The 20,748-nt window shown below is 66.1% G+C and carries 25 protein-coding genes and 1 tRNA gene; 11 read left to right on the top strand and 15 right to left on the bottom strand.

Annotated elements, in window-relative coordinates:
* Positions 1-40: 40 nt before the first annotated feature.
* A complete protein-coding gene (locus I6F17_RS02015; RefSeq protein WP_225123830.1) occupies positions 41-1,375 on the top strand; it encodes a dihydroorotase in 1,335 nt (444 codons plus the stop codon).
* A gap of 157 nt (positions 1,376-1,532) precedes the next feature.
* Positions 1,533-2,402, top strand: coding sequence for a sulfurtransferase (locus I6F17_RS02010; protein ID WP_225123829.1), 870 nt, complete (start codon positions 1,533-1,535; stop codon positions 2,400-2,402).
* Positions 2,403-2,574: 172 nt separating this feature from the next.
* Here the strand turns inward: I6F17_RS02010 and I6F17_RS02005 are convergent, their stop codons facing one another.
* From I6F17_RS02005 to I6F17_RS01990, 4 genes are all read right to left on the bottom strand, one after another.
* The gene (locus I6F17_RS02005) at positions 2,575-2,841 is read right to left on the bottom strand and encodes a hypothetical protein (RefSeq protein ID WP_036003643.1); all 267 of its coding nucleotides are present in this window, start codon (positions 2,839-2,841) and stop codon (positions 2,575-2,577) included.
* Between the two features lie 265 nt (positions 2,842-3,106).
* Positions 3,107-3,484, bottom strand: a complete 378-nt coding sequence (locus I6F17_RS02000) for a TIGR02301 family protein (protein ID WP_036003646.1) — start codon at positions 3,482-3,484, stop codon at positions 3,107-3,109.
* A gap of 45 nt (positions 3,485-3,529) precedes the next feature.
* A complete protein-coding gene (locus I6F17_RS01995; protein ID WP_225123828.1) occupies positions 3,530-3,964 on the bottom strand; it encodes an NUDIX domain-containing protein in 435 nt (144 codons plus the stop codon).
* A 9-nt stretch (positions 3,965-3,973) separates the two neighbouring features.
* Positions 3,974-4,483, bottom strand: coding sequence for a hypothetical protein (locus I6F17_RS01990; protein WP_036003651.1), 510 nt, complete (start codon positions 4,481-4,483; stop codon positions 3,974-3,976).
* A gap of 63 nt (positions 4,484-4,546) precedes the next feature.
* On the opposite strand from I6F17_RS01990, the gene I6F17_RS01985 reads away from it, so the two are divergent.
* Complete coding sequence (locus tag I6F17_RS01985; RefSeq protein ID WP_225123827.1) at positions 4,547-5,311, top strand: SOS response-associated peptidase; 765 nt, start codon at positions 4,547-4,549, stop codon at positions 5,309-5,311.
* 198 nt (positions 5,312-5,509) lie between these two features.
* Here the strand turns inward: I6F17_RS01985 and I6F17_RS01980 are convergent, their stop codons facing one another.
* The 6 genes from I6F17_RS01980 to I6F17_RS01955 all read right to left on the bottom strand — a co-directional run bounded on the left by I6F17_RS01980 (position 5,510) and on the right by I6F17_RS01955 (position 11,473).
* Positions 5,510-6,703, bottom strand: a complete 1,194-nt coding sequence (locus I6F17_RS01980; RefSeq protein WP_225123826.1) for a CoA transferase — start codon at positions 6,701-6,703, stop codon at positions 5,510-5,512.
* Between the two features lie 35 nt (positions 6,704-6,738).
* Positions 6,739-7,668, bottom strand: coding sequence for a glycine reductase (locus I6F17_RS01975; protein ID WP_225123825.1), 930 nt, complete (start codon positions 7,666-7,668; stop codon positions 6,739-6,741).
* Between the two features lie 337 nt (positions 7,669-8,005).
* The gene (locus I6F17_RS01970) at positions 8,006-8,587 is read right to left on the bottom strand and encodes a GDP-mannose pyrophosphatase (RefSeq protein ID WP_225123824.1); all 582 of its coding nucleotides are present in this window, start codon (positions 8,585-8,587) and stop codon (positions 8,006-8,008) included.
* A gap of 9 nt (positions 8,588-8,596) precedes the next feature.
* Positions 8,597-9,043, bottom strand: a complete 447-nt coding sequence (locus I6F17_RS01965; protein WP_225123823.1) for a GNAT family acetyltransferase — start codon at positions 9,041-9,043, stop codon at positions 8,597-8,599.
* On the bottom strand, positions 9,040-10,467 hold the full coding sequence (locus tag I6F17_RS01960) for an FAD-binding oxidoreductase (protein ID WP_225123822.1): 1,428 nt from the start codon (positions 10,465-10,467) through the stop codon (positions 9,040-9,042). The genes I6F17_RS01965 and I6F17_RS01960 overlap by 4 nt, the downstream gene beginning before the upstream one ends.
* Positions 10,468-10,483: 16 nt before the next feature.
* Positions 10,484-11,473: an L-threonylcarbamoyladenylate synthase gene (locus I6F17_RS01955; RefSeq protein ID WP_225123821.1), complete on the bottom strand. Its 990-nt coding sequence runs from the start codon at positions 11,471-11,473 to the stop codon at positions 10,484-10,486.
* A 68-nt stretch (positions 11,474-11,541) separates the two neighbouring features.
* Here I6F17_RS01955 and I6F17_RS01950 point away from each other — a divergent pair.
* Positions 11,542-11,618: transfer RNA gene (locus tag I6F17_RS01950), tRNA-Pro, on the top strand.
* 280 nt (positions 11,619-11,898) lie between these two features.
* Here I6F17_RS01950 and I6F17_RS01945 read toward each other — a convergent pair.
* Positions 11,899-12,102 (bottom strand): hypothetical protein, encoded by a 204-nt coding sequence (locus I6F17_RS01945; RefSeq protein WP_225154025.1) that lies wholly within the window; start codon positions 12,100-12,102, stop codon positions 11,899-11,901.
* Between I6F17_RS01945 and I6F17_RS01940 the strand changes: the two genes are divergently transcribed.
* Positions 12,101-12,943, top strand: coding sequence for a tripartite tricarboxylate transporter substrate binding protein (locus tag I6F17_RS01940; protein ID WP_225190400.1), 843 nt, complete (start codon positions 12,101-12,103; stop codon positions 12,941-12,943). The genes I6F17_RS01945 and I6F17_RS01940 overlap by 2 nt on opposite strands.
* Positions 12,944-13,103: 160 nt before the next feature.
* Here I6F17_RS01940 and I6F17_RS01935 read toward each other — a convergent pair whose 3' ends face one another.
* The 3 genes from I6F17_RS01935 to I6F17_RS01925 all read right to left on the bottom strand — a co-directional run bounded on the left by I6F17_RS01935 (position 13,104) and on the right by I6F17_RS01925 (position 14,320).
* Positions 13,104-13,400: a hypothetical protein gene (locus tag I6F17_RS01935; protein WP_225123819.1), complete on the bottom strand. Its 297-nt coding sequence runs from the start codon at positions 13,398-13,400 to the stop codon at positions 13,104-13,106.
* 157 nt (positions 13,401-13,557) lie between these two features.
* Complete coding sequence (locus I6F17_RS01930; RefSeq protein WP_225123818.1) at positions 13,558-13,884, bottom strand: hypothetical protein; 327 nt, start codon at positions 13,882-13,884, stop codon at positions 13,558-13,560.
* Between the two features lie 211 nt (positions 13,885-14,095).
* Positions 14,096-14,320, bottom strand: coding sequence for a hypothetical protein (locus I6F17_RS01925; protein ID WP_025034576.1), 225 nt, complete (start codon positions 14,318-14,320; stop codon positions 14,096-14,098).
* 257 nt (positions 14,321-14,577) lie between these two features.
* Between I6F17_RS01925 and I6F17_RS01920 the strand changes: the two genes are divergently transcribed.
* From I6F17_RS01920 to I6F17_RS01900, 5 genes are all read left to right on the top strand, one after another.
* Entirely contained in the window at positions 14,578-15,537 is a 960-nt protein-coding gene (locus I6F17_RS01920; protein WP_225123817.1) for an N-carbamoyl-D-amino-acid hydrolase, read from the top strand.
* Positions 15,538-15,603: 66 nt separating this feature from the next.
* Positions 15,604-16,224 (top strand): TetR/AcrR family transcriptional regulator, encoded by a 621-nt coding sequence (locus I6F17_RS01915; protein ID WP_346656978.1) that lies wholly within the window; start codon positions 15,604-15,606, stop codon positions 16,222-16,224.
* Between the two features lie 82 nt (positions 16,225-16,306).
* A complete protein-coding gene (locus I6F17_RS01910; RefSeq protein WP_225123815.1) occupies positions 16,307-17,500 on the top strand; it encodes an MFS transporter in 1,194 nt (397 codons plus the stop codon).
* A 121-nt stretch (positions 17,501-17,621) separates the two neighbouring features.
* Positions 17,622-18,041 (top strand): hypothetical protein, encoded by a 420-nt coding sequence (locus I6F17_RS01905; RefSeq protein ID WP_036003874.1) that lies wholly within the window; start codon positions 17,622-17,624, stop codon positions 18,039-18,041.
* A 129-nt stretch (positions 18,042-18,170) separates the two neighbouring features.
* Positions 18,171-18,368: a hypothetical protein gene (locus tag I6F17_RS01900; protein WP_036003876.1), complete on the top strand. Its 198-nt coding sequence runs from the start codon at positions 18,171-18,173 to the stop codon at positions 18,366-18,368.
* Positions 18,369-18,604: 236 nt separating this feature from the next.
* Here I6F17_RS01900 and I6F17_RS01895 read toward each other — a convergent pair whose 3' ends face one another.
* A complete protein-coding gene (locus tag I6F17_RS01895) occupies positions 18,605-19,582 on the bottom strand; it encodes a LysR family transcriptional regulator (protein WP_036038207.1) in 978 nt (325 codons plus the stop codon).
* A 120-nt stretch (positions 19,583-19,702) separates the two neighbouring features.
* Between I6F17_RS01895 and I6F17_RS01890 the strand changes: the two genes are divergently transcribed.
* Complete coding sequence (locus tag I6F17_RS01890; RefSeq protein WP_225123814.1) at positions 19,703-20,740, top strand: class 1 fructose-bisphosphatase; 1,038 nt, start codon at positions 19,703-19,705, stop codon at positions 20,738-20,740.
* Positions 20,741-20,748 lie beyond the last annotated feature (8 nt).

Genomic DNA, 20,748 nt, shown 5'->3' with positions numbered 1-20,748 from the left:
AAGACCTCGAGCCCTGCGCCTTGAGGATGAGAGAGGCCCCATGACCCAGCGTTTCGATGTGATCCTGAAGGGTGGCACCGTCGTCAACCAGGACGGCGAGGGCGTGCGGGATATCGGCATCACGGGCGGCCGCGTCGCCGAGCTCGGTCCGCTATCGCAAGACTCAGCCGCCGAGGTGATCGACTGCAAGGGCCTACACATCCTGCCCGGCGTGATGGACACGCAGGTGCATTTCCGCGAGCCCGGGCTGACGCATAAGGAAGACCTCGAGACCGGCTCGCGCAGCGCCGTGATGGGCGGCGTCACCGCCGTGTTCGAGATGCCGAACACCTCGCCGCTGACCGTGACGGAGGCCGAATTCACCGACAAGGTGAAGCGCGCCCATCACCGCATGCATTGCGATTTCGCCTTCTTCATCGGCGGCACCCGCGAGAACGTGCAGGACCTGCCTGTGCTGGAGCGCGCACCCGGCTGCGCCGGCGTCAAGGTGTTCATCGGCTCGTCCACCGGCGCGCTCTTGGTGGAGGACGACGAGAGCCTGCGCCGCATTTTCCAGGTGATCCGCCGCCGCGCCGCCTTCCACGCCGAGGACGAATACCGCCTCAACGAGCGCAAATCGCTGCGCATCGAGGCCGATGCGCGCTCGCATCCGGTCTGGCGCGACGAGACCGCGGCGCTGATGGCGACGCAGCGCCTCGTCAAGCTCGCGCACGAGACCGGCAAGCGTATTCACGTGCTGCACATCTCGACCAAGGAGGAGATCGAGTTCCTGCGCGACCACAAGGATGTCGCCTCCTGCGAGGCGACGCCGCACCATCTCACCCTGGTCGCGCCGGAATGCTACGAGCGGCTCGGCACGCTGGCGCAGATGAACCCGCCGGTGCGCGGCGCCGATCATCGTGCCGGCATTTGGCGCGGCATCGAACAGGGCATCATCGACGTGCTCGGCTCCGACCACGCCCCGCATACGCTGGAGGAGAAGCAGAAGACCTATCCCGCTTCGCCTTCTGGCATGACCGGCGTGCAGACGCTGGTGCCTGTGATGCTCGATCACGTCAATGCGGGCCGGCTCTCGCTGGCACGTTTCGTCGACCTCACCAGCGCCGGCCCTGCGCGCCTCTACAACATGGCCTGCAAGGGCCGCATCGCCGCCGGCTACGATGCCGACTTCACCATCGTCGATCTCAAGCGCAGCGAGACCATTACCAACAAATGGGTGGCGTCCAAGGCCGGCTGGACGCCCTATGACGGCGTTCGCGTCACCGGCTGGCCGGTCGGCACCTTCATTCGCGGCCGTCGCGTGATGTGGCAGGGCGAGCTGGTGACGGCCGCGCAGGGCGAGCCGGTGCGGTTCCTGGAGACGCTGAAGCAGTAGGGTGACGTGTGGGGATGCACACTGCTTCCCCACACGTCATTGCGAGCGCAGCGAAGCAATCCAGTCTGTCGCCGCGGAAAGACTCTGGATTGCTTCGCTGCGCTCGCAATGACGAGAGGAGCGGTCTACACTTCCTCTCGAACGGGAGTGTAGTCGGATGTCACAGCCAACCGCCCTCATCACCACCGAGCAACTCGCTGCCATGCTCGGCGATCCCAAACTTCGCCTCTACGACTGCACGACGTACAACGAACCAGTCCCGCCGGGCAGCGACGTGCCGTATCGCGCGGTGCCCGGTGACAAGACGTTCGCCGCCGGCCATATCCCCGGCGCCGATTTCCTCGACCTGCAAGGCGAGTTTTCTGACGCCTCGTCGCAACACTTCTTCATGATGCCCGATGTCGCCCAGCTGGAGGCCGCCTTCGGCCGTCACGGCCTCGATGCGGGCAAGACCGTCGTGCTCTACAGCATCAGCACGATGATGTGGGCAACACGGTTCTGGTGGATGCTGCGCGTGCTCGGCGTCGATGCCCACGTGCTCGACGGCGGATTCGACAAATGGAAGCAGGAGGGACGGCCGATCGAGACGGGCGCACCCAAGGGCTATCCAGCGACGACCTTCAAGGCGGCGCCGCGCCCAGGCTGCTTCGTCGATAAGGAAGCCGTGCTGGCGAAGATCGGCGATCCCGCAACCGTCATCGTCAACGCGCTCGGGCCGCAGTTTCACCGCGGCCTCGAGCCGAGCCGCTATGGCCGGCCGGGCCGCGTTCCCGGCAGCGTCAACGTTCCTGCAGCCACGCTCGTGAATGCCGACAAGACGCTGACGAATCTTGCGGATGCGCAAGCGAAGTTCGCCGCCCAGGGCGTCACGCGCGAAAAGAACGTGATTCTTTATTGCGGCGGCGGCATCTCGGCGACGATCGACCTCCTGCTGCTGACGCAGCTCGGCTACGACAAGCTGACGCTCTACGACGCTTCGATGGGCGAATGGGCGAGGGATCCGGCGCTGCCGATCGAGACGGACTGAGGCGCGCGTTCCCGGGTCTGTCGGGAACATCTCCCGGTCATCGCGAGACTAATGCTTGTCCGCCGGCAACGGCTTCCGTGCGATAAGAGCGGCAGACTTCGCGACGCCTTTCGCCAAGTCATTCATCCGTCAACTGGCCCCGCCCGCGTGGCGGGGTCATTTTCAGGACGGCTTACTGCCTGCAGATGCCGACCGAGAATTCGCCGTTGCGAATGCGGCCGGGAAAGCCCTCGACGAACTTTGCAACTGCGTCCTCGCCATAGGTGCCGACGAGCTCGGCGAGGGCCGCGAACAGGCTCGCCTGCGCCAGGCAGTCGCCGTCGACGCCGTCATGACGCGCCTCGGCCCAGGCCTCGTTGAGATAGCTCAGCGCAGCCTGTTTCTGCTCGTGATCGGGCAGCGGCGCGCGGGCGGGGGCGTAGGAAATCGGCTGGCTCATGAAACTCGGTCAGGCTGGGGCGCGATCCACGGCGATGCGCTGTGCGAGAGGTGTAGCACGGGCGTTAACGACCGCTAGGCCACATCTTTAAGAACGGTTAACGGCTGTGAACAAAGTCGATGACGGGGTTCCAGGCACGCACATGCGTCGACCGCGCCGTCATTCCGGGGCGCGCCTCGCGCGGGCCCGGAATCCATCGGGCATCAGAGACGGTGGATGAATGGATTCCGGGCTCTCGCGCGCCAGCCCCGGAATGACGGGGTGGCTAGTTCGCGTAGCGCGCCGTGAGATCGCGCGAGATCTTCGAGCCTTCCTCGATGTAGCGGCGGATCGCCACCATCGCGGCCGGCGTGCAGCTGCGATAGGTCTGCTGAAAACCGTTATAGCCGCGGTTGAAGCCGGCGATCATGCGGGTGCGGCGCTCGCCGGAGGGGGTCTCGGCATCGATCAGCGCCTGCATCTCGTTGCGCCATTTGTTACCCTCGTTGGCCCCGCAGATGCCGCGCAGATAGTGCAGGCCGCCGAGGATCTCGGCCAGCCGCTGCAGTTCGCCGTCAAACGGCGCCGCCACGTCCTGGGCCCTCGCAGGCACGGAGGCGCAGGCGAGAATCAGGACAAAAATGGCCAGAAATCGCGACGACATCGGCGGCTGTATGCCCCCTCGGGACGGCTGGCGCAAGGCGGGCCGTCAGGCTCCAAGCAGCCGGTGAGCGGACAGGATGACTTCCTCCAGCCCCCCGGTCAGCTTGAGGTCGCCGAGGCTTGCCAGGGCGCCAGGGGCGATCCAGCGGTAATCGTCGAGCTCGTCGTTCAGCGCCGGCTCCTGGGCCGTCCAACGCGCGGCAAAGGACATGATCAGGTAATGGCCGGCGCCGGCCGCGGCCGGCAGCACCTCGCGCCAGCCGGCGAGGCCAATGATCTCGATGCGAAGGCCGGTTTCCTCGTCGACCTCGCGGCTCAGGGCCTGATGCAGCGATTCGCCGAACTCGACCCGGCCGCCGGGCAGCGAATAGAAGCCCTTGGCCGGCGAGCGGGCGCGGCGGACCAGCAGCACCTTGCCGTCGCGGAAGATCGCCGCGCTGACCGCAAGCTGGGGATGGGCAGGATGGACGATTGCGGCCAATCGCGTCACCTATCCGGATGAGTTAGCCATGATGGTGTCGACGTCGGCTTCCGCCCCGCCATTGATGATGCCGCCGCAGGCTGCGATCAGGGGCTTGACCCAAAGCGTGGCCTGCTCGGCGAGGCGGACGCGCGTCGTGTCCTTCTCGACCTCGCGCATGGCCGAGCCGACCGCGGTCAGGATCGAGGTCATGGTATCCGTCAAGTGGTCGAACTGAGCACGCACGTTGGGATCGGCTTTCTCATAGGCTTCGATCGCCAAATCTCGCGCCTTGAAATTCGACGCCGTGAAATGCTCGGCATAGGACAACGGCGTCCAGGTCAGGAAGTCCTCGGCGCATTCCGGCATATCCGGCACCATTTCGAGCAGCATCACGGCTTCATTGAAATGGTTGAGATAGTCGGTGGCAAGCCCGGTCCGCGGATTGATGTTGGCCACGCGCAGCCGTTCGGCCCAGGCGGTCGCCTCAGGGCCCGTCTGTACATGCGTCCGCGCGGGTTGGGAGGCCGTTGAGCTCATCTGCCGCAGTGTTAACGTTCGGGGTTAAAAGGACCTGAACGGACCCTATATAGGCCTCCAAGGATGTGTGGACGCTTCGTCATAACTTCGGCCCCCGCGGCTTTGCGGCAACTGTTCGGCTATGTCGAGCAGCCGAATTTCCCGCCCCGGTACAATGTCGCCCCGACGCAACCGATTCCGGTGGTGCTGCTCGAGAACGGCGCGCGCCATTTCCGCCTGATGCGCTGGGGTCTTCTGCCCGGCTGGGTCAAGGACCCCCGCGGGTTCACGCTCCTGATCAACGCCCGTTCCGAGACGGTGCTGGAGAAGCCTGCGTTCAAGAACGCGATTCGCCGCCGGCGCGGTCTGATTCCGGCCGATGGTTATTACGAGTGGAAGACGCAAACCGGCCGCAAGCAGCCTTTTTTCATCCACCGTGCCGACGGTGAGCCGCTCGGCTTTGCCGCTGTGTTCGAGACCTGGGTCGGGCCAAACGGCGAGGAACTCGACACGGTCGCGATCGTCACCGCCGCGGCGGGCGAGGATCTCGCCGCGCTGCATGACCGCGTGCCCGTCACCATCAGCCCGCGCGACTTCGAGCGCTGGCTCGACAGCAAGGGCGACGAGATCGACGCGATCCTGCCGCTGATGAGGCCCCCGCGCGTCGGCGAATTCGCCTGGCACCCGGTCTCCACCCGCGTCAACCGCGTCGCCAATGACGACGAGCAGCTCGTGCTGCCGATCAGTGCGGAGGAGATCGAGGCTGAGACCGAGGCGGCGAAGCCGAAGAAGGCGGTGCGGAAGACTGCGGCAGCGTCATCAGATGACGGGCAGGGGTCGTTGTTCTAGGTGCGGTGCCGCCACTCACTCCGCTGTCGTCCCGGACAAGCGCGCCCAAAGCGCGCGCCGATCCGGGACCCATAGCCACAGGATGAGGTTATGGCGCAAACTGTTCACCACGAGTCTTCGTCAAACGCGATCCTGTGGTTATGGGTCCCGGGTTCGCGCTACGCGCGCCCCGGGACGACTGAGTGTGAGGCGCTGCCGTCACACAATCTCCCGTGCGCGCAGCCCCGCGATCTCCGCCGCATCGAACCCCAGCTCGCCCAGCACCGCATCCGTATCCGCGCCCAGCTCCGGCGCCATGCGATCCAGCCGGCCGCCGCCATGAGCGAGCTTGAAGCCGCTGCCGGCAAAGCGCAGGCGGCCGTATTGCGTGTCTAGCTCCTGGATCGCACCGCGCGCCTTGATTTGCGGATGGTCGATGACCTCCTCGACCTTCCAGATCCTGGCGCAGGGCGCGCCGGCGTCCTCCAAGATCGTCTCCCATTCGCGTGCCGGCCGTTTCGCTAGCGCCTGCTCGATGATGGCGCGCAGCGCGCCCTCGTTCTCGTTGCGCGAGAACCAGTCGGCAAAGCGCGGATCTGACAGCGTATCCTCGCGCCCGAGCGCAGCCATCAGCGCGCGGTACTGCTTCTCGTTGTTGACGGCGAGCAGGATATGGCCGTCGCCGCACTTGAACAAATTCGCCGTGGTCCGGCGGCTCACCGCCTGATTGCCCGATAGCTGCTGTCGATGTCCGGCGACCGACCAGTCGGCGATCTGGCCCGAGAGAAACGCCAGCGTCGCCTCCAGCATGGAGACGTCGATCAGCTGCCCCTGGCCGGTGCGGTCGCGCTGATACAGCGCGCTCGAGACGCCGAAGGCAGCGGTGGCGCCCGAGAGCACATCGCACACGGCGAAGCCCGCGCGCGTCGGCCCCGTCTCGGGGTGGCCGGTGATCGCCATGATGCCCGACAGCGCCTGCATCTTGCCGTCATAGCCGGGCCGCAGGCGATCCGGCCCGGTCTGGCCGAAACCCGACACCGAACAATAGATCAGCTTCGGGTTGACGGCCGACAGCGCCTCATAGCCGATGCCGAGCTTGTCCATCACGCCGGGGCGGAAATTCTCCATGACCACGTCGACGCGGCCTGCGAGCTTCTTCACGATCGCGATCGCCTCCGGCTTCTGCAGATCGAGCGTCAGGCTGCGCTTGTTGCCGTTGATCGCCTGGAATGCCGGCGCCAGACCGCGCTCGGCCCATTCGCGGCTGAGCGGCGTGCGGCGCATGTCCTCGCCCTCGCGCCGCTCGACCTTGATGACGTCCGCGCCCAGCAGTGCGAGCTGATAGCTCGCATAGGGGCCGGCCAGCACTTGCGTGAAATCCAGGATCTTCACGCCCTCGAACGGTCGCGTCACGTCGCTCTCCCTCGGCTTGTTGTTGTTGGAGGACGTCAGGCGGCGCGGTTGCCGCGCGCGATCTCCTTCTGCTGGTCGAACTCGGCGCGGCGGCGAGCCAGCTCTTCGGGCGAGAGCTGCGCAACGTTGTTGTAGTCGAGCTTCCAGGAGGCGTCCTCGCTCCAGCGCAGCGGCGACTGCATGGTCGTCTGCGGCCCGCTCGCAGTCTCCAGCAGCGTGAGCGCGAGCTCCAGCGTCTGTGCCTGCGAGGCGACATCGTGCGGCTTGCCGGCGGAATTGCCGAGCGGGAAGTCGGAGAACAGGAAGCGGGGCACGGCCGCGTGCTCGACGATATCCTTCGCGCAGCCCATGATGACGGTGGCAATGCCGTTGCGCTCCAGGTGCCGCGCCACCAGCGCGGTGGTCTGGTGGCAGACCGGGCAATTCGGCACCAGCACCGCGACGTCGACCTTGTCCGCGAGGCAGCGTGCCAGGATCTCCGGCGCGTCGGTGTCGAGCGTGACGCGATGGCTGCGGTTGGTCGGCGCGCCGAAGAAGCGCGGCGCGACTTCGCCGATGCGGCCGGCGGCGGATGCCTTCAATAGCTGCGGCAGCGGAAACCAAGTGCCGCTGTCGGTGGCTGAGGTGTGCTTACGGTCGTAGCCGATGTGCGAGATGCGGAGATCGTGCTCTTTCGACGTGTCGCCGTCATAGACCTGATAAAACTTCGCGCTGCCATTATACGCCGCACCCGGCCCCTGGTCGCCCTTGGCCGGATCGTAGGGCGCAGCGGTGGTGATGATGGTGACGCGCGACTGAGCCAGCGGTTTCTTCAGCGGCTGGAACGGCGCCTCGGTGTAATGCGCCCAGCGGTACGGCGTGGTGTAGCCGATCGCCGCGTAATAATCGCGGGTGCGCTGCATGTAGGGGACGGGGGAATCGTAGTCGGGCGCAAAGCCGAATTCGTCGTCGCGCGGAGCGGACATGGCGCGTCTCCTGGTTCTGGTTGGGGCCAGAGTAGAGATAGTTTTGCGGTTGCTCAACCGGGGGAGGGAGGATGCAGGACAGAATTGCATTGGGCGCCAAAGCCGCGCAACAGGTGCCACTTACCCTCCCCTGGAGGGGTCCGGGACGAGCGCAGCTCGCCCGTGGGTCGGCTCACATGGAGCGTAGCGAAATGTGAGACGGGGTGGGGTGACGGTCTCTCCACATCCAACAGTGCCCGAGTGGAGAGATCACCCCACCCCGCTCGCGCTGCGCGCGATCGACCACGGGCGAGCTACGCTCGTCCCGGACCCCTCCAGGGGAGGGTGAAGAGTACACCTACCTGAACACATGCAGCGCCACATACTGCAGCAGCATGATCGCCTTGGCGTCGATGATGCGGCCGTCGGCGATCATCGCCAGGGCCTCGTCGATGGACAACTCCAGCACCTCGATGTCCTCGCCCTCGTGCGCGAGGCCGCCGCCGTCGCTGACTCGCATCTCGGGCTCGTACTCGGCGACGAAGAAATGCAGCTTCTCGGTGATGGCGCCGGGGCTCATGAAGGCCTCGAACACCTTGTGGACGTGGTGCAGGCGATAGCCGGTCTCTTCCTCCGCCTCGGCGCGGATGCGCTCCTCGGGCTCGGCGTTGTCAAGCACGCCGGCGGCGGCCTCGATCAACAGGTCGTCGTAACCGCGGATGAAGGCCGGCAGGCGGAACTGCTTCACCAGGATAACCGTGCGCCGCGCGAGATTATACGGCAGCACGGCGGCGGCGTTGTCGCGCTCATAGGTCTCGCGATGCTGGGTCTGCCACTCGCCATTGGCGCGCCGATATTCGAAGGTCGTGGTCTTCAGCGTGGTCCAACCGTCCGAGAGCACGCTGACGTCCTTGATGCGGACGCGGTCGGAAATGGTCATGGCTGGATCTCAGTTGCTTGGCGTGGTCGCGCGGCCGTCGAGCCACTTCTGGAACATCACTGATGTCGAGAGCTCGAAACCCAGCGAGCCATAGAACGCGTTGGCCTGCGCGTTCTCGCGCCGGACCAGGAGCTGCAGCTTTGCAATACCCGCACGCCGCAGCCAGTTCTCGGCGGCTGCCATGATCACGCGGCCGTAGCCGCGCTTCTGGCAATCAGGGTCGACCGCGACGTAATAGACCCAGCCGCGATGGCCGTCATGGCCTGCCATCACGGTGGCGACGATCGCGCCATTGTCGCGGCCGACCAGCACGGTGGAATTGTCGCGCCGCCGCGCCAGTGCGATGTCGGCATGCGGGTCGTTCCAGGGGCGCGTCAGGCCGCAGCGCTGCCACAGCGCGACCACGCCCTCGACGTCGGCATCGGTGATCGCATCGATCGCAAGGGAAGCGCTCACAGCACCTTCCCCGGATTCATGATGCCGAGCGGATCGAGCATCGTCTTGATGGAGCGCATCAGCTCGATCGCGGTTTTGTCCTTCACCTCGGGGAGCTCGTCGCGCTTGAGCACGCCGATGCCGTGCTCGGCCGAGATCGAGCCGCCCATGCGCAGCACGATCTCGAACACCACCGCGTTCACATCATGCCAGCGCGCGAGAAAATCGGCGGTGTCGGCGCCGATCGGCTGGCTGACGTTGTAATGCAGGTTGCCGTCGCCGAGATGGCCGAACGGCACCGGCCGGGCTCCGGGAATCAGCTTCACAACGGCCGCATCGGCTTCCGCGATGAATTCGGGCACGGCCGCAACCGGGACGGAGATGTCGTGCTTGATCGAGCCGCCTTCCGGCTTCTGCGCCGCCGACATCTCGTCGCGCAGCTTCCAGAACGCGCCGCGCTGGGCGAGGCTCGCCGCGATCACGGCGTCGTCGACGATCTCCTCCTCCATGGCACGGCCGAGGATCGTCTCCAGCGGCGTGCGGGCATCCTCGCTCGGCGATGACAATTCCATCAGCACGTACCAGGGATGCTTCTCTACGAGGGGATCGCGCACGTCGATGCCGTGGCGGACGGAGAAATCCACCGCCAGCTCCGACAGCAGCTCGAAGCTCGTCAGCGCATTGGCGGCTTCGCCTTGCGCGATGGTGAGCAGCTTCAGCGCCGCCGCCGGCGATTTCAGCCCGACGAAGGCGGTCTCGATCGCCCGCGGCTTCGGAAACAGTTTCAGCGTCGCCGCGGTGATGATGCCGAGCGTGCCTTCGGCGCCGATGAAGAGGTTGTGCAGATTGTAGCCGGTGTTGTCCTTCTTCAGCTTCGACAGCGAATTGAGCACGCGCCCGTCGGCGAGCACTACTTCCAGGCCCAGCGCCATTTCGCGCGCGACGCCATAGGCGAGCGCCGCGGTGCCGCCGGCATTGGTCGAGAGATTGCCGCCGATGGTGCAGCTGCCTTCCGCGCCGAGCGACAGCGGAAACAGCCGGTCGACCTCGGAGGCCTTGGCTTGCGCGATCTGCAGCACCACACCAGCTTCCACTGTCATGGTGTTGGAGGCGGTGTCGACCTCGCGGATCTTGTCGAGCCGGCGCAGCGACACCACCACCTCGCCATTGTGCGGCGTCTGGCCGCCGACGAGCCCGGTGTTGCCGCCCTGCGGCACCAGCGCGATGTTGTGCGCGGAGGCGAGCTTGCAGATCGCGGAAACCTCCGCCGTCGAGCCCGGGCGCAGCACCAGCGGCGAGCGGCCGTGGAACAGATTGCGCTCCTCGGTGACGTAAGGCTCGACATCGGTCGGGTCGGTGATGGCGTGGCGGTCGCCGACGATCTTGCGGAATTGCTCGATCAATTCGGGCGCAAGCGGCGGGGTGGCAGGCTTGTTGATGTTCATGTCCTCGTCTCTTGCTTCAACGCGCCACCGCGGCGCGCCGCAGCCGGTCGTTGATCGCCTCGCCCAGACCATCTTCGGGAATCGGCATCACCGCAATCGCCCGCGGCGCTTTCGCATCGAGGCTGCGAAGATAGCCGAACAGATTGGCGGCGGCTTCATCGAGATCGGCGGTGGACGACAAATTCATGACGGCCGAGGCGGCGTCAAGACCGGGCAGGCGCTCCGGGCCGAACGCCAGCAGCGCATCGCCCGGCGCGACCTCACGTGCGTTGAGCCGCACAAGGGCGCGCGGCGCATAATGCGAGGCCAGCATGCCCGGGGCCAGTGGCTGGCTGTCGTCGCTGCCAGCCTCCACCGGCGGCCGCGCCAGCGGCGCGCCCAGCACAGCCTCGATCCGCTCGCGCGACAGCCCGCCGGGACGAAGCAGCATCGGCGCGTCGAAGCAGCCGATGATCGTGGATTCCACGCCGACCGTAACAGGCCCGCCGTCGATGATCAGGTCGATCCGCCCGCCAAGGTCGCTCTCGACATGGGCGGCCAGCGTCGGCGAGACGTGGCCGGAGATATTGGCGGACGGCGCGACCACGGCGCCGCCGAAGGCGCGCAGGATCGCCTGTGCGACGGGGTGGGCGGGAATGCGGATTGCCACTGTGTCGAGGCCGGCCGTGGCGAGATCCGCCACCGGGCAGTCCTCGGTCTTCGGCACCACCAGCGTCAGCGGCCCCGGCCAGAACGCCTCCGCGAGCGCCAGCGCGCGCGCATCGAACCGCCCGATCCGCCGCGCGGCCTTGAGGTCCGCGACATGCGCGATCAGCGGATTGAACGCCGGCCGGCCCTTGGCGGCGTAGAGATGGGCGATCGCGGCGGCATTGGCGGCATCCGCCCCGAGCCCGTAGACCGTCTCGGTCGGAAACGCGACCAGCCCGCCGGCCGCAAGCCGCCGGGCGGCGGCTTCCGCGCCGGCTTCGCCGGCCGGCCATATCAGCGTTTCGACACCCGTTTTCACAGGGATAAAATTCCTCATCTCGGCCGCTTGCAGTGCGTCAAACCCGACGCTATAAGCCGCCTTCTTGTCGGAGTGTGGCTCAGCCCGGTAGAGCACTGCGTTCGGGACGCAGGGGTCGCAGGTTCGAATCCTGCCACTCCGACCATTCTTCCAAAAGTCGACGTTTTCCAGAGTCTTGGCAGACCGGCTGCCGGCGCCTCAGGACGCCTTTTTGCAACGATTTCGGGATTGGGTCCACGGCCGATTTGGCGGGGCAGGGTGGCCTGTCGCGGTAGCATGGCTTGCCAGAAGCGAGCGCCGGCGGTTCCGACTTGCGGAGCTAGGTCAGGGGGCTACCGCCGCGCCATCAGCACACCCACCAACAAACGCTACCATCAGCGCCGGGCCGTGGTGCCTCGCCGGTTGCCCTCCAGTCATCCCGACGGCTAGATGAGTCCCAAGCTGATCGCGCGCCTGAGGCGCGATCGGCCAATAACAAAAACAGGGCTGGAAATCATGAACAATAGAATCATCGCGCTCGCTACGGCTTTTGGCTTCGCGGCCTGCGGGTCGGCATGGGCCGCGTGGCCCGACGACAAGCCGATCGAAGTCGTCGTCGGCTTTGCGCCCGGCGGCGGCACCGATGTCATGGCGCGCAAGCTCCTTCCCTTTGTCGAGCGTGTGCTGGGCGGCAAGGCGAAGTTCGTCGTCCTGAACAAGCCCGGCGCCGGCGGAGAGATCGCGTTTGCGTCGATTGCGCGCGCGGCGCCCGAGGGCTATTCGATCGGTATCGTCAACGTGCCAGGCTACAACTTCCTGCCGATGACCCGCAAAACCCAATACACCACGGATGAAATCCGGCTGGTCGCTCGCGTCGTCGAAGATCCGAATGTCATGGTGGTGCCTGCCGATAGCAAATTCAGCAATCTGCCGGATGTCGTTGCCGCGCTTCGCAGCAAGCCGGGCTCGGTGAGCTTCGGACACAATGGCGCCGGCACCAACGGTCATCTGGCCATTCGCATGCTCGCGGCAGCCGCGAAGGTCGAGCCCAACGAAATCTCCTACAGAGGAACGGCCGCACAGCGGACCGATCTCCTGGGCGGGCATCTGGACGTCGGCATGGTCACTGTCAGCGAAATTCCCGAGTTGCATGGCACCAACAAGGGGCCACTTCGCGTCATCGCGATCCTGTCGAAGAAGCGCTTTGCAGCGCTGCCGGACGTTCCGACGGCAGAAGAGGTGGGCTTTCCGGTCATGACGACGGCGGAACGCGGCTTTGCGGTCCCCAAGGGCGTTCCGGACGACATCGTCAAGAAGCTGGAAGCCGGGATCGCCGAGGGCCTGCGTAGTCCAGAGTACCTGACGGGTTCGCCCGGGGATGAGCCGGTGATCGCCTTCATGCCTGGCGCGGAGTGGCAGAAACGCCTCGACGACATGTCCGAAGCCCTGCGTCCTTTTGCCGAGCAGATGCGGGCAAGCGAACAGAAGTGATTGATCCTGCTCTGGCAGGCGATTGCTGAGACTATTCGTCATGCTTCGGGCCGCTGCAAATCAAGGTCTCGATGGCCGCGCCGCCTCATGTTTGCCACCCTCCAACGCAAACGGCGCGGCCGTGATCGACCGCGCCGCTGAGTTTGCGATGTGAAGGGCTCTAGTCCTCGTAGGGTGCGTAGGCTGATGTGCCCCAGCGAGGCCCGTCATAGCCGTAACCCGGGCTCAGGTAACCGTAGGTGTTGGTAGGGTGCCAATCGCCGATGCGCTGGCATTGGCCGATGCCGGCCATCAACTGGCCGCCGCTCATGGCGGGCCCGGCGGCGCCGACTGCTTCTCCAGCCGGTGGGGTGCACGGGCCGGGACCGCGTCCCGCAGCGAGGCTGGGGCTTACAGTTGCGAGCGGCAAAATCGCAGCCAGAGTTGCGGCGACGCTCACGAGTTTCGTACGTGTCATGGTTGTCTCCATGTTCGAGGCTTAACGGGGGACCAATCCCTCCTCCATCGAGACGTTCCGTGCGGAACGGTCGCGATTTCGCGAGCCAAGGGTTTCCTCGGGTTTCACGGAACGCGCTGATTCCATTCACGTGCGCGCGTCGCCGCGAGCCGTAGCATCATCTGCGAGCCACCAGCACGCCGACCAGAAAGGCCACCAGCAGCGACGGCAACGGGGCGTCGCGCACCATGCCGCGGACAACGTCTTGCCAGTGCTGCTCCGGCACCAGTTTCGGCGATCGCACGTTGGGCGCGGGCGCTATGCCCCAGTGCGATGCGAGCTCGGCGACCTCGCTTTGCGCGAGGCGCACGCCGTCGCGGACGCGAAAGATCGCGGCCTCGGACCGCTCACGCGGTGCGAGCAGCATCAAGGTCTCGACCGCGGTGCGCAGCGTCATCTCGCCGTAGCCTTGCAGCCTGACCTGCTCCTCGGGATCGGACGTCATGCGAAATCCCTCACAGCGTCAAATTCTTCACAATGAGAAGTGGCGCGCGATGGTGAAGGCCGCCGCTGTGCACAGAACCAGCGTGGGCCGGCCACGTCGCGCGCGAGATCGGCGCGCGTCAGGTGCCTGCTCATAGTCTTGCTCCATGCTTTGCATGGAAATGGCCGCCGCCGCGCTTGGTTCCCTGCGCCGGCGCGAATCGGCAGGCCGACTATTTCCGCAGCAGCTCGCTCAAGGCCGCCGTCGCTTCGGCGCAGCGGATGTCGTCGATCTCCCGCGACAGGCTGAGCGCGCTCGATCTCAGCTCCTCGAGCTTCCAGCTGTCCGGATGCTGGTTTTCGAGCTGACCGAGACGCTTGTTCAGGTCGTCCAGTCTCGATTGAAGCTGCCCGATGCTGGCGGCCCCATTCACTTTCCAAACGCGTTGTGCACGCATCGTCGTTCCCCTGATAGTCTCACGGCCTTGTGAGAGCGGTTCATGGCCGGAATGGGAGTTTGTTTTGTCCGGCTTCAGACGGCGGGGAACCGTTGCAGATCGGCAACGAAGTTCCTGTGTGGTGCTCACCCAGCGCCGCACGATGATACCCGCAGGCACGGAATTTGATTGTGCCCTCAGTACGGGGCGCCGAGGCGGCCTGTGCGCGCGGTGATAGGCTCGGGCCGGGCGCACTCGAAAAAGATGAGGAATGACGCGTGACGAGAATTGTGACCATTGCAGCCGGCCAGCTCGGACCGATCGCGAGGAGCGAGACCAGGACCGCGGTGGTGGCGCGGCTGATGGCGTTGATGCGCGAGGCGCGGGCCTGCGGCTGCGACCTGATCGTCTATCCCGAGCTGGCGCTGACCACGTTCTTTCCGCGCTGGTACTTCGAGGACCAGGCCGAGATCGACAGCTTCTTCGAGCGCGAGATGCCGGGTCCCGAGACGCAGGCGCTGTTCGATCTCGCCCGTGAGCTCGGCATCGGCTTCTGCCTCGGCTATGCCGAGCTGACGCTCGAGGCCGGGATCGTCAGGCGCTACAACACGTCCATCCTGGTCGACAAGAGCGGCGCGATCGTCCTGAAATATCGCAAGGTGCATCTGCCCGGCCATGCCGAGCACGAACCGTGGCGCGAATTCCAGCATCTGGAGAAGCGCTATTTCGAGCCCGGCAGCGGCTTCGGCGTGGTCGATGCCTTCGGCGGCGTGATGGGCATGGCGATCTGCAACGACCGCCGCTGGAGCGAGACCTATCGCGTGATGGGCCTGCAGGGCGTCGAGATGGTGCTGATCGGCTACAACACGCCCGTGCACAATCCGCCCGCGCCGGAGCATGACGATCTCTCGCTGTTCCACAATCATCTGGTGATGCAGGCCGGCGCCTATCAGAACGGCACTTTCGTTGTCGGCGTCGCCAAGGCCGGTGTGGAGGAGGGCGTCCACCAAATCGGCGGCAGCTGCATCGTCGCGCCCTCGGGCGAGATCATTGCGGCCTGCACGACAAAGGGCGACGAGATCGCGCTGGCGCGCTGCGATCTCGATCTCTGCAATTCCTACAAGCGCACCACCTTCAATTTCGACGTGCACCGCCAGCCGCGCGCCTACGGCATGATCGTCGAGCGGAAGGGCGTGACGATCATGGCGGATGGGACGCCGGTGCCGCGGAGGGGGTGACGCTCTCTCCTTCGCTTCACGACCACGTGTGTTTATTCGGAAACGTTCGTTCCCTATTATCCCGCAATGCAAAAGACTGCCCGCCGCTCCCGGCCTGCCGCCCGTCTGCCCGGCCGTCCCCGGGAATTCGACATGGACACCGCGCTCGACCGCGCCGTGCGTGTGTTTCGCGAGCGCGGCTATCATGCCACCTCGATCGGGGACCTCACTGCGGCGATGCGGCTCGCGACGGGAAGCATCTACAAGGCGTTTCGCGACAAGCATGCGGTGTTTCTCGCCGCCTTCGAGCGCTACACGGCCCTGCGCCAGCAGCAGACCCGCAGCGCGGCGGCGCGTGGTGCAAACGGCCGCGAGCAAATCCGCAACGTGCTGCTGTCCTATGTCGAGCACTCCCGGGGAATCGAGGGGCGGCGCGGCTGCCTCGTGGTCGGCAGCGCGGTCGAGCTGTCCGCGCTCGATCCGGTCGTTGGCGCCCGCGTCAGTGCGCAGCTCGCGAGCAACGAGAGCTTCATCGCCGGCCTCATCCGCGCCGGACAGGCCGATGGCTCGATCCCCCGCCATGTCGTAGCCGACGACACCGCGCGGCTGATGCTCTGCATCACGCAGGGAATGCGCGTCGTCGGCAAGGCGCGTCTGCCGCTCGACGAAGAGCGTCTCGTCGGCGCCGCAATGAAGCTGCTCGCCTGAATTTTTTGTCAGAATAGGGAATGACCATTCCTTATACCTTACCTGATGGCCATTCCCAGCGCCTTACCTGGAGACCATGCGAATGACGATGAATGCCACGATCGAGACCGCGCCGGGGCCAGATGCGGTGTCGCAGCGCCTGACCTTCGTGCTTGCCGCGGCCTGTGGCATGGTCGCCGCCAACATCTATTATGCGCAGCCGCTGATCGCCCCGATCAGCGCCGCGCTCGGCCTGTCGCATGCAGCTAGCGGGCTGATCGTGACGATGACGCAGATCGGCTACGGCACCGGGCTGCTGCTGATCGTGCCGCTCGGCGATCTCGTCGAGAACCGCGCGCTGATCTGCTCGGTGATCATGCTCGGCGCCGCGGCGCTGCTCGCCGCGGCGTTCGCAACCCATGCGCTGCCGTTCCTGCTCGCCGCACTGTTCATCGGCCTCGGCTCGGTCGCGGTGCAGATCATCATCCCCTATGCGGCGCATCTGGCGCCTGAAGCCATCCGCGGCCGCGTCGTCGGCAACGTCTCGACCGGCCTGATGCTCGGCATCATGCTGGCGCGTCCGGTGTCGAGCTTCGTCACCGCCTTGCTGTCGTGGCACGCAGTGTTCTTCGCCTCCGCCGCGCTGATGATCGTGCTCGCAGCCGTGCTCTGGATGACGCTGCCGAAGCGCAAGCCGGTCACGCGGATGCATTACGGCCAATTGCTGCTGTCGATGCCGGATCTGGTGCGGGCCACGCCGCTGCTGCGGCGCCGCGCACTTTATCAGGCGAGCCTGTTCGGCGCCTTCACCCTGTTCTGGACGGTGGCGCCGCTCCAGCTCGCCGGCGAGTTCGGCTTCTCCCAGCGCGGCATCGCGCTGTTCGCGCTGGCCGGCGTCGCCGGCGTGTTCGCAGCACCGATCGCCGGGCGCCTCGCGGACCGCGGCCATAGCCGGATCGCGACGCTGGTCGCGATGCTGCTCACGGCCGCCGGCTTCCTGGTGACCTCCATCGGCGCGTCCGGCTCGATGCTGAACCTCGCCTGTCTGGTGGTGGCCGCGATTGCGATCGATATCGGCGTCCAGGGCAATGTGGTGCTGGGCTTCCGCGCCATCTTCGCGCTCGGGCACGAGCACCGCAGTCGCCTCAATGGTCTCTACATGGCGACGTTCTTCGCCGCCGGCGCGGTCGGCTCTGCGGTCGGAGCCTGGGCGTTCGCACAGGGCGGCTGGACGCTCGCATCGGCCATTGGCCTTGCTTTGCCCGTCGCGGGGTTGCTCTACGCGCAGACCGAGTAGCGGCCGTCGCCGGAACGGTGCGACCGACCTCGCGATGACGCAATTTCCATCTCGCGGATTGGTTGCGGTTGTAGTACTTTCGTCGCAACGCACCTGGTTAACGGGCGGCAGGGGGATGCTGATGAAACGTGCGGGGCTATTTGGCGCACGGCGGGTACGGCCATGGTCGTGGGGGGCGTTTCTGCTCGGGCTCGCCGTCGTCGCGGTGTCGGCCGTGGTTCAGGGCATCTGCGTCCTGCTCGGCGCAAAGTTCTATTTCGCAGCGTTCCTGCCCGGCCTGTTCGTGCTTGCGCTTATGGCGGGTGCACCGGCGGCGGCATTCGCCGCGCTGCTCACCGTGCCGCTGGTGTGGTGGGCGTTCATCCCGCCGTTCTTCGAGCTCAATGCGCTGACCAGCGCGCATGCCGATTCCATCAACCTGTTCTGTCTTCTTGCCGTCCTCCTGATCGGCCTTGCCGATCTCTGCCGCGCGACGATGACAATCGTCAGAAGCGGCGGGCTGAAGCCTTCGGGCGAGAGCGCGGCAACGAATCCGCAATAGATCGCGCCGCGCGCGTTGCGCCCGAGCAACAGTCCGGCAACCATCCGCGAACTTGCCGCGCGCCGCTAACTTTTCGAAAAAGATTTGGCCGCAGTTTCTCCCGCGGGAATGACGAGGGAGTTTTCGGACATGAACGGTCACGCCATCCTGGAGAACGTGCGCCGCTACCGCGGCATCGCATCGCTCTATCGCCAGACCGCAGCGTTCCGCCCGGGCCAGAGCTGGTCGCTGCTGGAGCAGGCGAGCGAGTGGGAGGCGCGGGCGCTGTCGGAGCTGGAAGCCTATTTCGCCTCGCGCACGGACCACACCGCCCCGCTCGCGGCCTGATCCCGGCCATCGGCGCGCCCTGAACCGGCTCGCCGAAGGCGCGACCGCCACGGGCAACTACGGAGTTGTCTCCGCATCCTTCTGTGCTAGCAACGGCCGAGAGATTCTTCTTCACGTCGGCCGGGGCACGCGATGACCACCTTCAACCGCATCTTCACGACGGAGCGCCTGCTCCAGATCATCGTGGTGCTGGCGGCGACGCTCGCCATGAAGCTGATGAGCTGAGCGAAGGCCGGCTATCGTCCGCCTAGCTCGGGCAAATCAGGCAGATAATTCGAGCCTTCCGAGCCGAGGAAATCGAACATCGCCTGCGCGGGCGGCAGCAGCACCTTGTCGCTGCGGCGGATCACGTACCATTGCCGCACGATCGGCAGGCCCGCGACGTCGAGCACGACGAGCCGGCCCTCGGCGAGCTCATGCGCCACGGTGTGAGCCGAGATGAAGGCGATGCCGAGCCCGGCGATGACCGCCTGCTTGATGGTCTCGTTGCTGCTCATCTCCATGCCGATGATCGGCTCGAGATCCGATTTCTGGAACATGCCCTCCATCAGCGTCCGCGTGCCCGAGCCGGGCTCGCGGGTGAGGAAGGTCTCGTGCACGAGATCGGTCAGGCTGAGGCCGGAATCCTTCTCAAGCCAATGGCCCTTGCGCGCGACGATGATGTGCGGGTTGCGCCCGAGTTGGCGGACGTCGACGGTGACGTCGGCCGGTGGCCGACCCATTACCGCGAAGTCGAGGTCGTAGCCGTGCATCGCCTCGCGGATCTCCTCGCGATTGCCGATGGTGAGCTTGATCTCGATCTTGGGGTAGCGCTTGGAGAACGCCGCGATCGCGTGCGGCACGAAATATTTGGCGGTCGAGACCGCGCCGAGATGCACGGTGCCGCCGGTCCGCCCCGCGAGCAGGTCGAGCGCGCCCTGGCAATCGGTGATCGCGGCTTCGACCCGTTCGGCCAGCGCCAGCACCTCCCTACCGGCTTCCGTCAGCAGCATGCCGTCGCCGGTTCGCTGCACCAGGGGCAGGCCGGCCAGGTCCTGCAGCTGCCGCAGCTGCTGGGTCACGGCCGGCTGGGTCAGCCCGAGATGGCTCGACGCCGCCGTCACGCTGCCTTTGGCCGAGAGCGCCGCAAGCGAGCGCAGCTGCCGGATCGTCAGATGCCGGAGCTGGGCCGCTGCATGGCCGGCGCCATTATAAGAAAATTCTTTGAGGCTCATTATAATTAGAAATTTTCCTTATTAAGCCGCCCCTGTCAATCTCCTGATGTCGGCACTGACCGCTACCTGCCTCTCACCGGGAGGAAATGGATGCGGCACCGACAAAGGGGATGGACGCAGATGACCGGGCAACTCAGGCTGGACGACCACCTTCAACGGTATTCCGAGACCGCGCCGCATGCGCTGGCCGTGGCAGCCGCGGTCGATGCCATCGCGGCCGCGGCGGTCGAGATTGCCGATCTCATCGCCAGCGGCGATCTCGCCGACGCCTCGGGCCTGACCACCGGACGCAACAGCGACGGCGATCTCCAACGCGACCTCGACGTCCAGGCGGACGCGATCCTGCGCCGCTGCCTCGGCCGGCTGCCGATCGCGGCGCTGGCGTCGGAGGAGATGCGCGAGGCCCAGATCGTCGATCGTCAGGGCCGAATCTGCATCGCGATCGATCCGCTCGACGGCTCCTCCAACATCGACATCAACATGACCGTCGGCACGATCTTCTCGATCTTGCCGGCCCCCGATGATCTCTCACTGGCCTTTCAGCAGCGCGGCTCGGCGCAGCTCGCGGCGGGCTTCGTCACCTACGGCCCGCAGACCTCGCTGGTGCTGACGCTCGGCGACGGCGTCGACATCTTCACGCTCGATCGCAAGGCGGGCTGCTTCCGCTTCGCGCGCAGCGGCGTGCAGATCGCCGAAGCCTGCGAGGAGTTCGCGATCAACGCCTCGAACCGCCGGCATTGGGATCCGCCGGTGCGCGCCTTCATCGACGAATGCCTCGCCGGCGTCGACGGGCCCGCCAACCACGATTTCAACATGCGCTGGATCGGGTCGCTGGTCGCGGAGGCCTATCGCATCCTCACCCGTGGCGGCGTGTTTCTCTACCCTTCCGATGCGCGGCCCGGCTACGGCGACGGCCGTCTGCGCCTGACCTACGAGGCGCACCCGATGGCGATGATCATCGAGCAGGCCGGCGGCTCGGCCTCGACCGGGCGCGAGCGCATCCTCGATCTATCGGCGCAGAGCCTGCACCAGCGCGTGCCGCTGATCATGGGCTCGAGCAACGAGGTGCGGCGCGTTGAGGAGCTGCATTGCGATCCGCTGCTGGTTGCCAGCGTCTCGGCGCCGCTGTTCGCGCGGCGCGGATTCTTCCGGCTCTGAGCGAGGCG

The sequence above is a fragment of the Bradyrhizobium sp. NBAIM18 genome (assembly GCF_020193825.1).
In the GTDB taxonomy this organism is placed as follows: domain Bacteria; phylum Pseudomonadota; class Alphaproteobacteria; order Rhizobiales; family Xanthobacteraceae; genus Bradyrhizobium; species Bradyrhizobium yuanmingense.
The sequence above is the reverse complement of the archived record's forward strand: the minus strand, read 5'-3'. Positions and strand labels throughout refer to the sequence as shown.

Coding starts and splice junctions, on each gene's coding strand:
- I6F17_RS01985 (WP_225123827.1), top strand. CDS start 4,547: ATGTGTGGACGCTTCGTCATAACTTCGGCCCCCGCGGCTTTGCGGCAA.
- I6F17_RS02000 (WP_036003646.1), bottom strand. CDS start 3,484: ATGTCGTCGCGATTTCTGGCCATTTTTGTCCTGATTCTCGCCTGCGCC.
- I6F17_RS02005 (WP_036003643.1), bottom strand. CDS start 2,841: ATGAGCCAGCCGATTTCCTACGCCCCCGCCCGCGCGCCGCTGCCCGAT.
- I6F17_RS01990 (WP_036003651.1), bottom strand. CDS start 4,483: ATGAGCTCAACGGCCTCCCAACCCGCGCGGACGCATGTACAGACGGGC.
- I6F17_RS01910 (WP_225123815.1), top strand. CDS start 16,307: ATGACGATGAATGCCACGATCGAGACCGCGCCGGGGCCAGATGCGGTG.
- I6F17_RS01895 (WP_036038207.1), bottom strand. CDS start 19,582: ATGAGCCTCAAAGAATTTTCTTATAATGGCGCCGGCCATGCAGCGGCC.
- I6F17_RS01935 (WP_225123819.1), bottom strand. CDS start 13,400: ATGACACGTACGAAACTCGTGAGCGTCGCCGCAACTCTGGCTGCGATT.
- I6F17_RS01970 (WP_225123824.1), bottom strand. CDS start 8,587: ATGACCATTTCCGACCGCGTCCGCATCAAGGACGTCAGCGTGCTCTCG.
- I6F17_RS01915 (WP_346656978.1), top strand. CDS start 15,604: ATGCAAAAGACTGCCCGCCGCTCCCGGCCTGCCGCCCGTCTGCCCGGC.
- I6F17_RS01900 (WP_036003876.1), top strand. CDS start 18,171: ATGAACGGTCACGCCATCCTGGAGAACGTGCGCCGCTACCGCGGCATC.
- I6F17_RS01940 (WP_225190400.1), top strand. CDS start 12,101: ATGGCGCGCAAGCTCCTTCCCTTTGTCGAGCGTGTGCTGGGCGGCAAG.
- I6F17_RS01890 (WP_225123814.1), top strand. CDS start 19,703: ATGACCGGGCAACTCAGGCTGGACGACCACCTTCAACGGTATTCCGAG.
- I6F17_RS01930 (WP_225123818.1), bottom strand. CDS start 13,884: ATGACGTCCGATCCCGAGGAGCAGGTCAGGCTGCAAGGCTACGGCGAG.
- I6F17_RS02015 (WP_225123830.1), top strand. CDS start 41: ATGACCCAGCGTTTCGATGTGATCCTGAAGGGTGGCACCGTCGTCAAC.
- I6F17_RS02010 (WP_225123829.1), top strand. CDS start 1,533: ATGTCACAGCCAACCGCCCTCATCACCACCGAGCAACTCGCTGCCATG.
- I6F17_RS01975 (WP_225123825.1), bottom strand. CDS start 7,668: ATGTCCGCTCCGCGCGACGACGAATTCGGCTTTGCGCCCGACTACGAT.
- I6F17_RS01945 (WP_225154025.1), bottom strand. CDS start 12,102: ATGACATCGGTGCCGCCGCCGGGCGCAAAGCCGACGACGACTTCGATC.
- I6F17_RS01960 (WP_225123822.1), bottom strand. CDS start 10,467: ATGAACATCAACAAGCCTGCCACCCCGCCGCTTGCGCCCGAATTGATC.
- I6F17_RS01905 (WP_036003874.1), top strand. CDS start 17,622: ATGAAACGTGCGGGGCTATTTGGCGCACGGCGGGTACGGCCATGGTCG.
- I6F17_RS01925 (WP_025034576.1), bottom strand. CDS start 14,320: ATGCGTGCACAACGCGTTTGGAAAGTGAATGGGGCCGCCAGCATCGGG.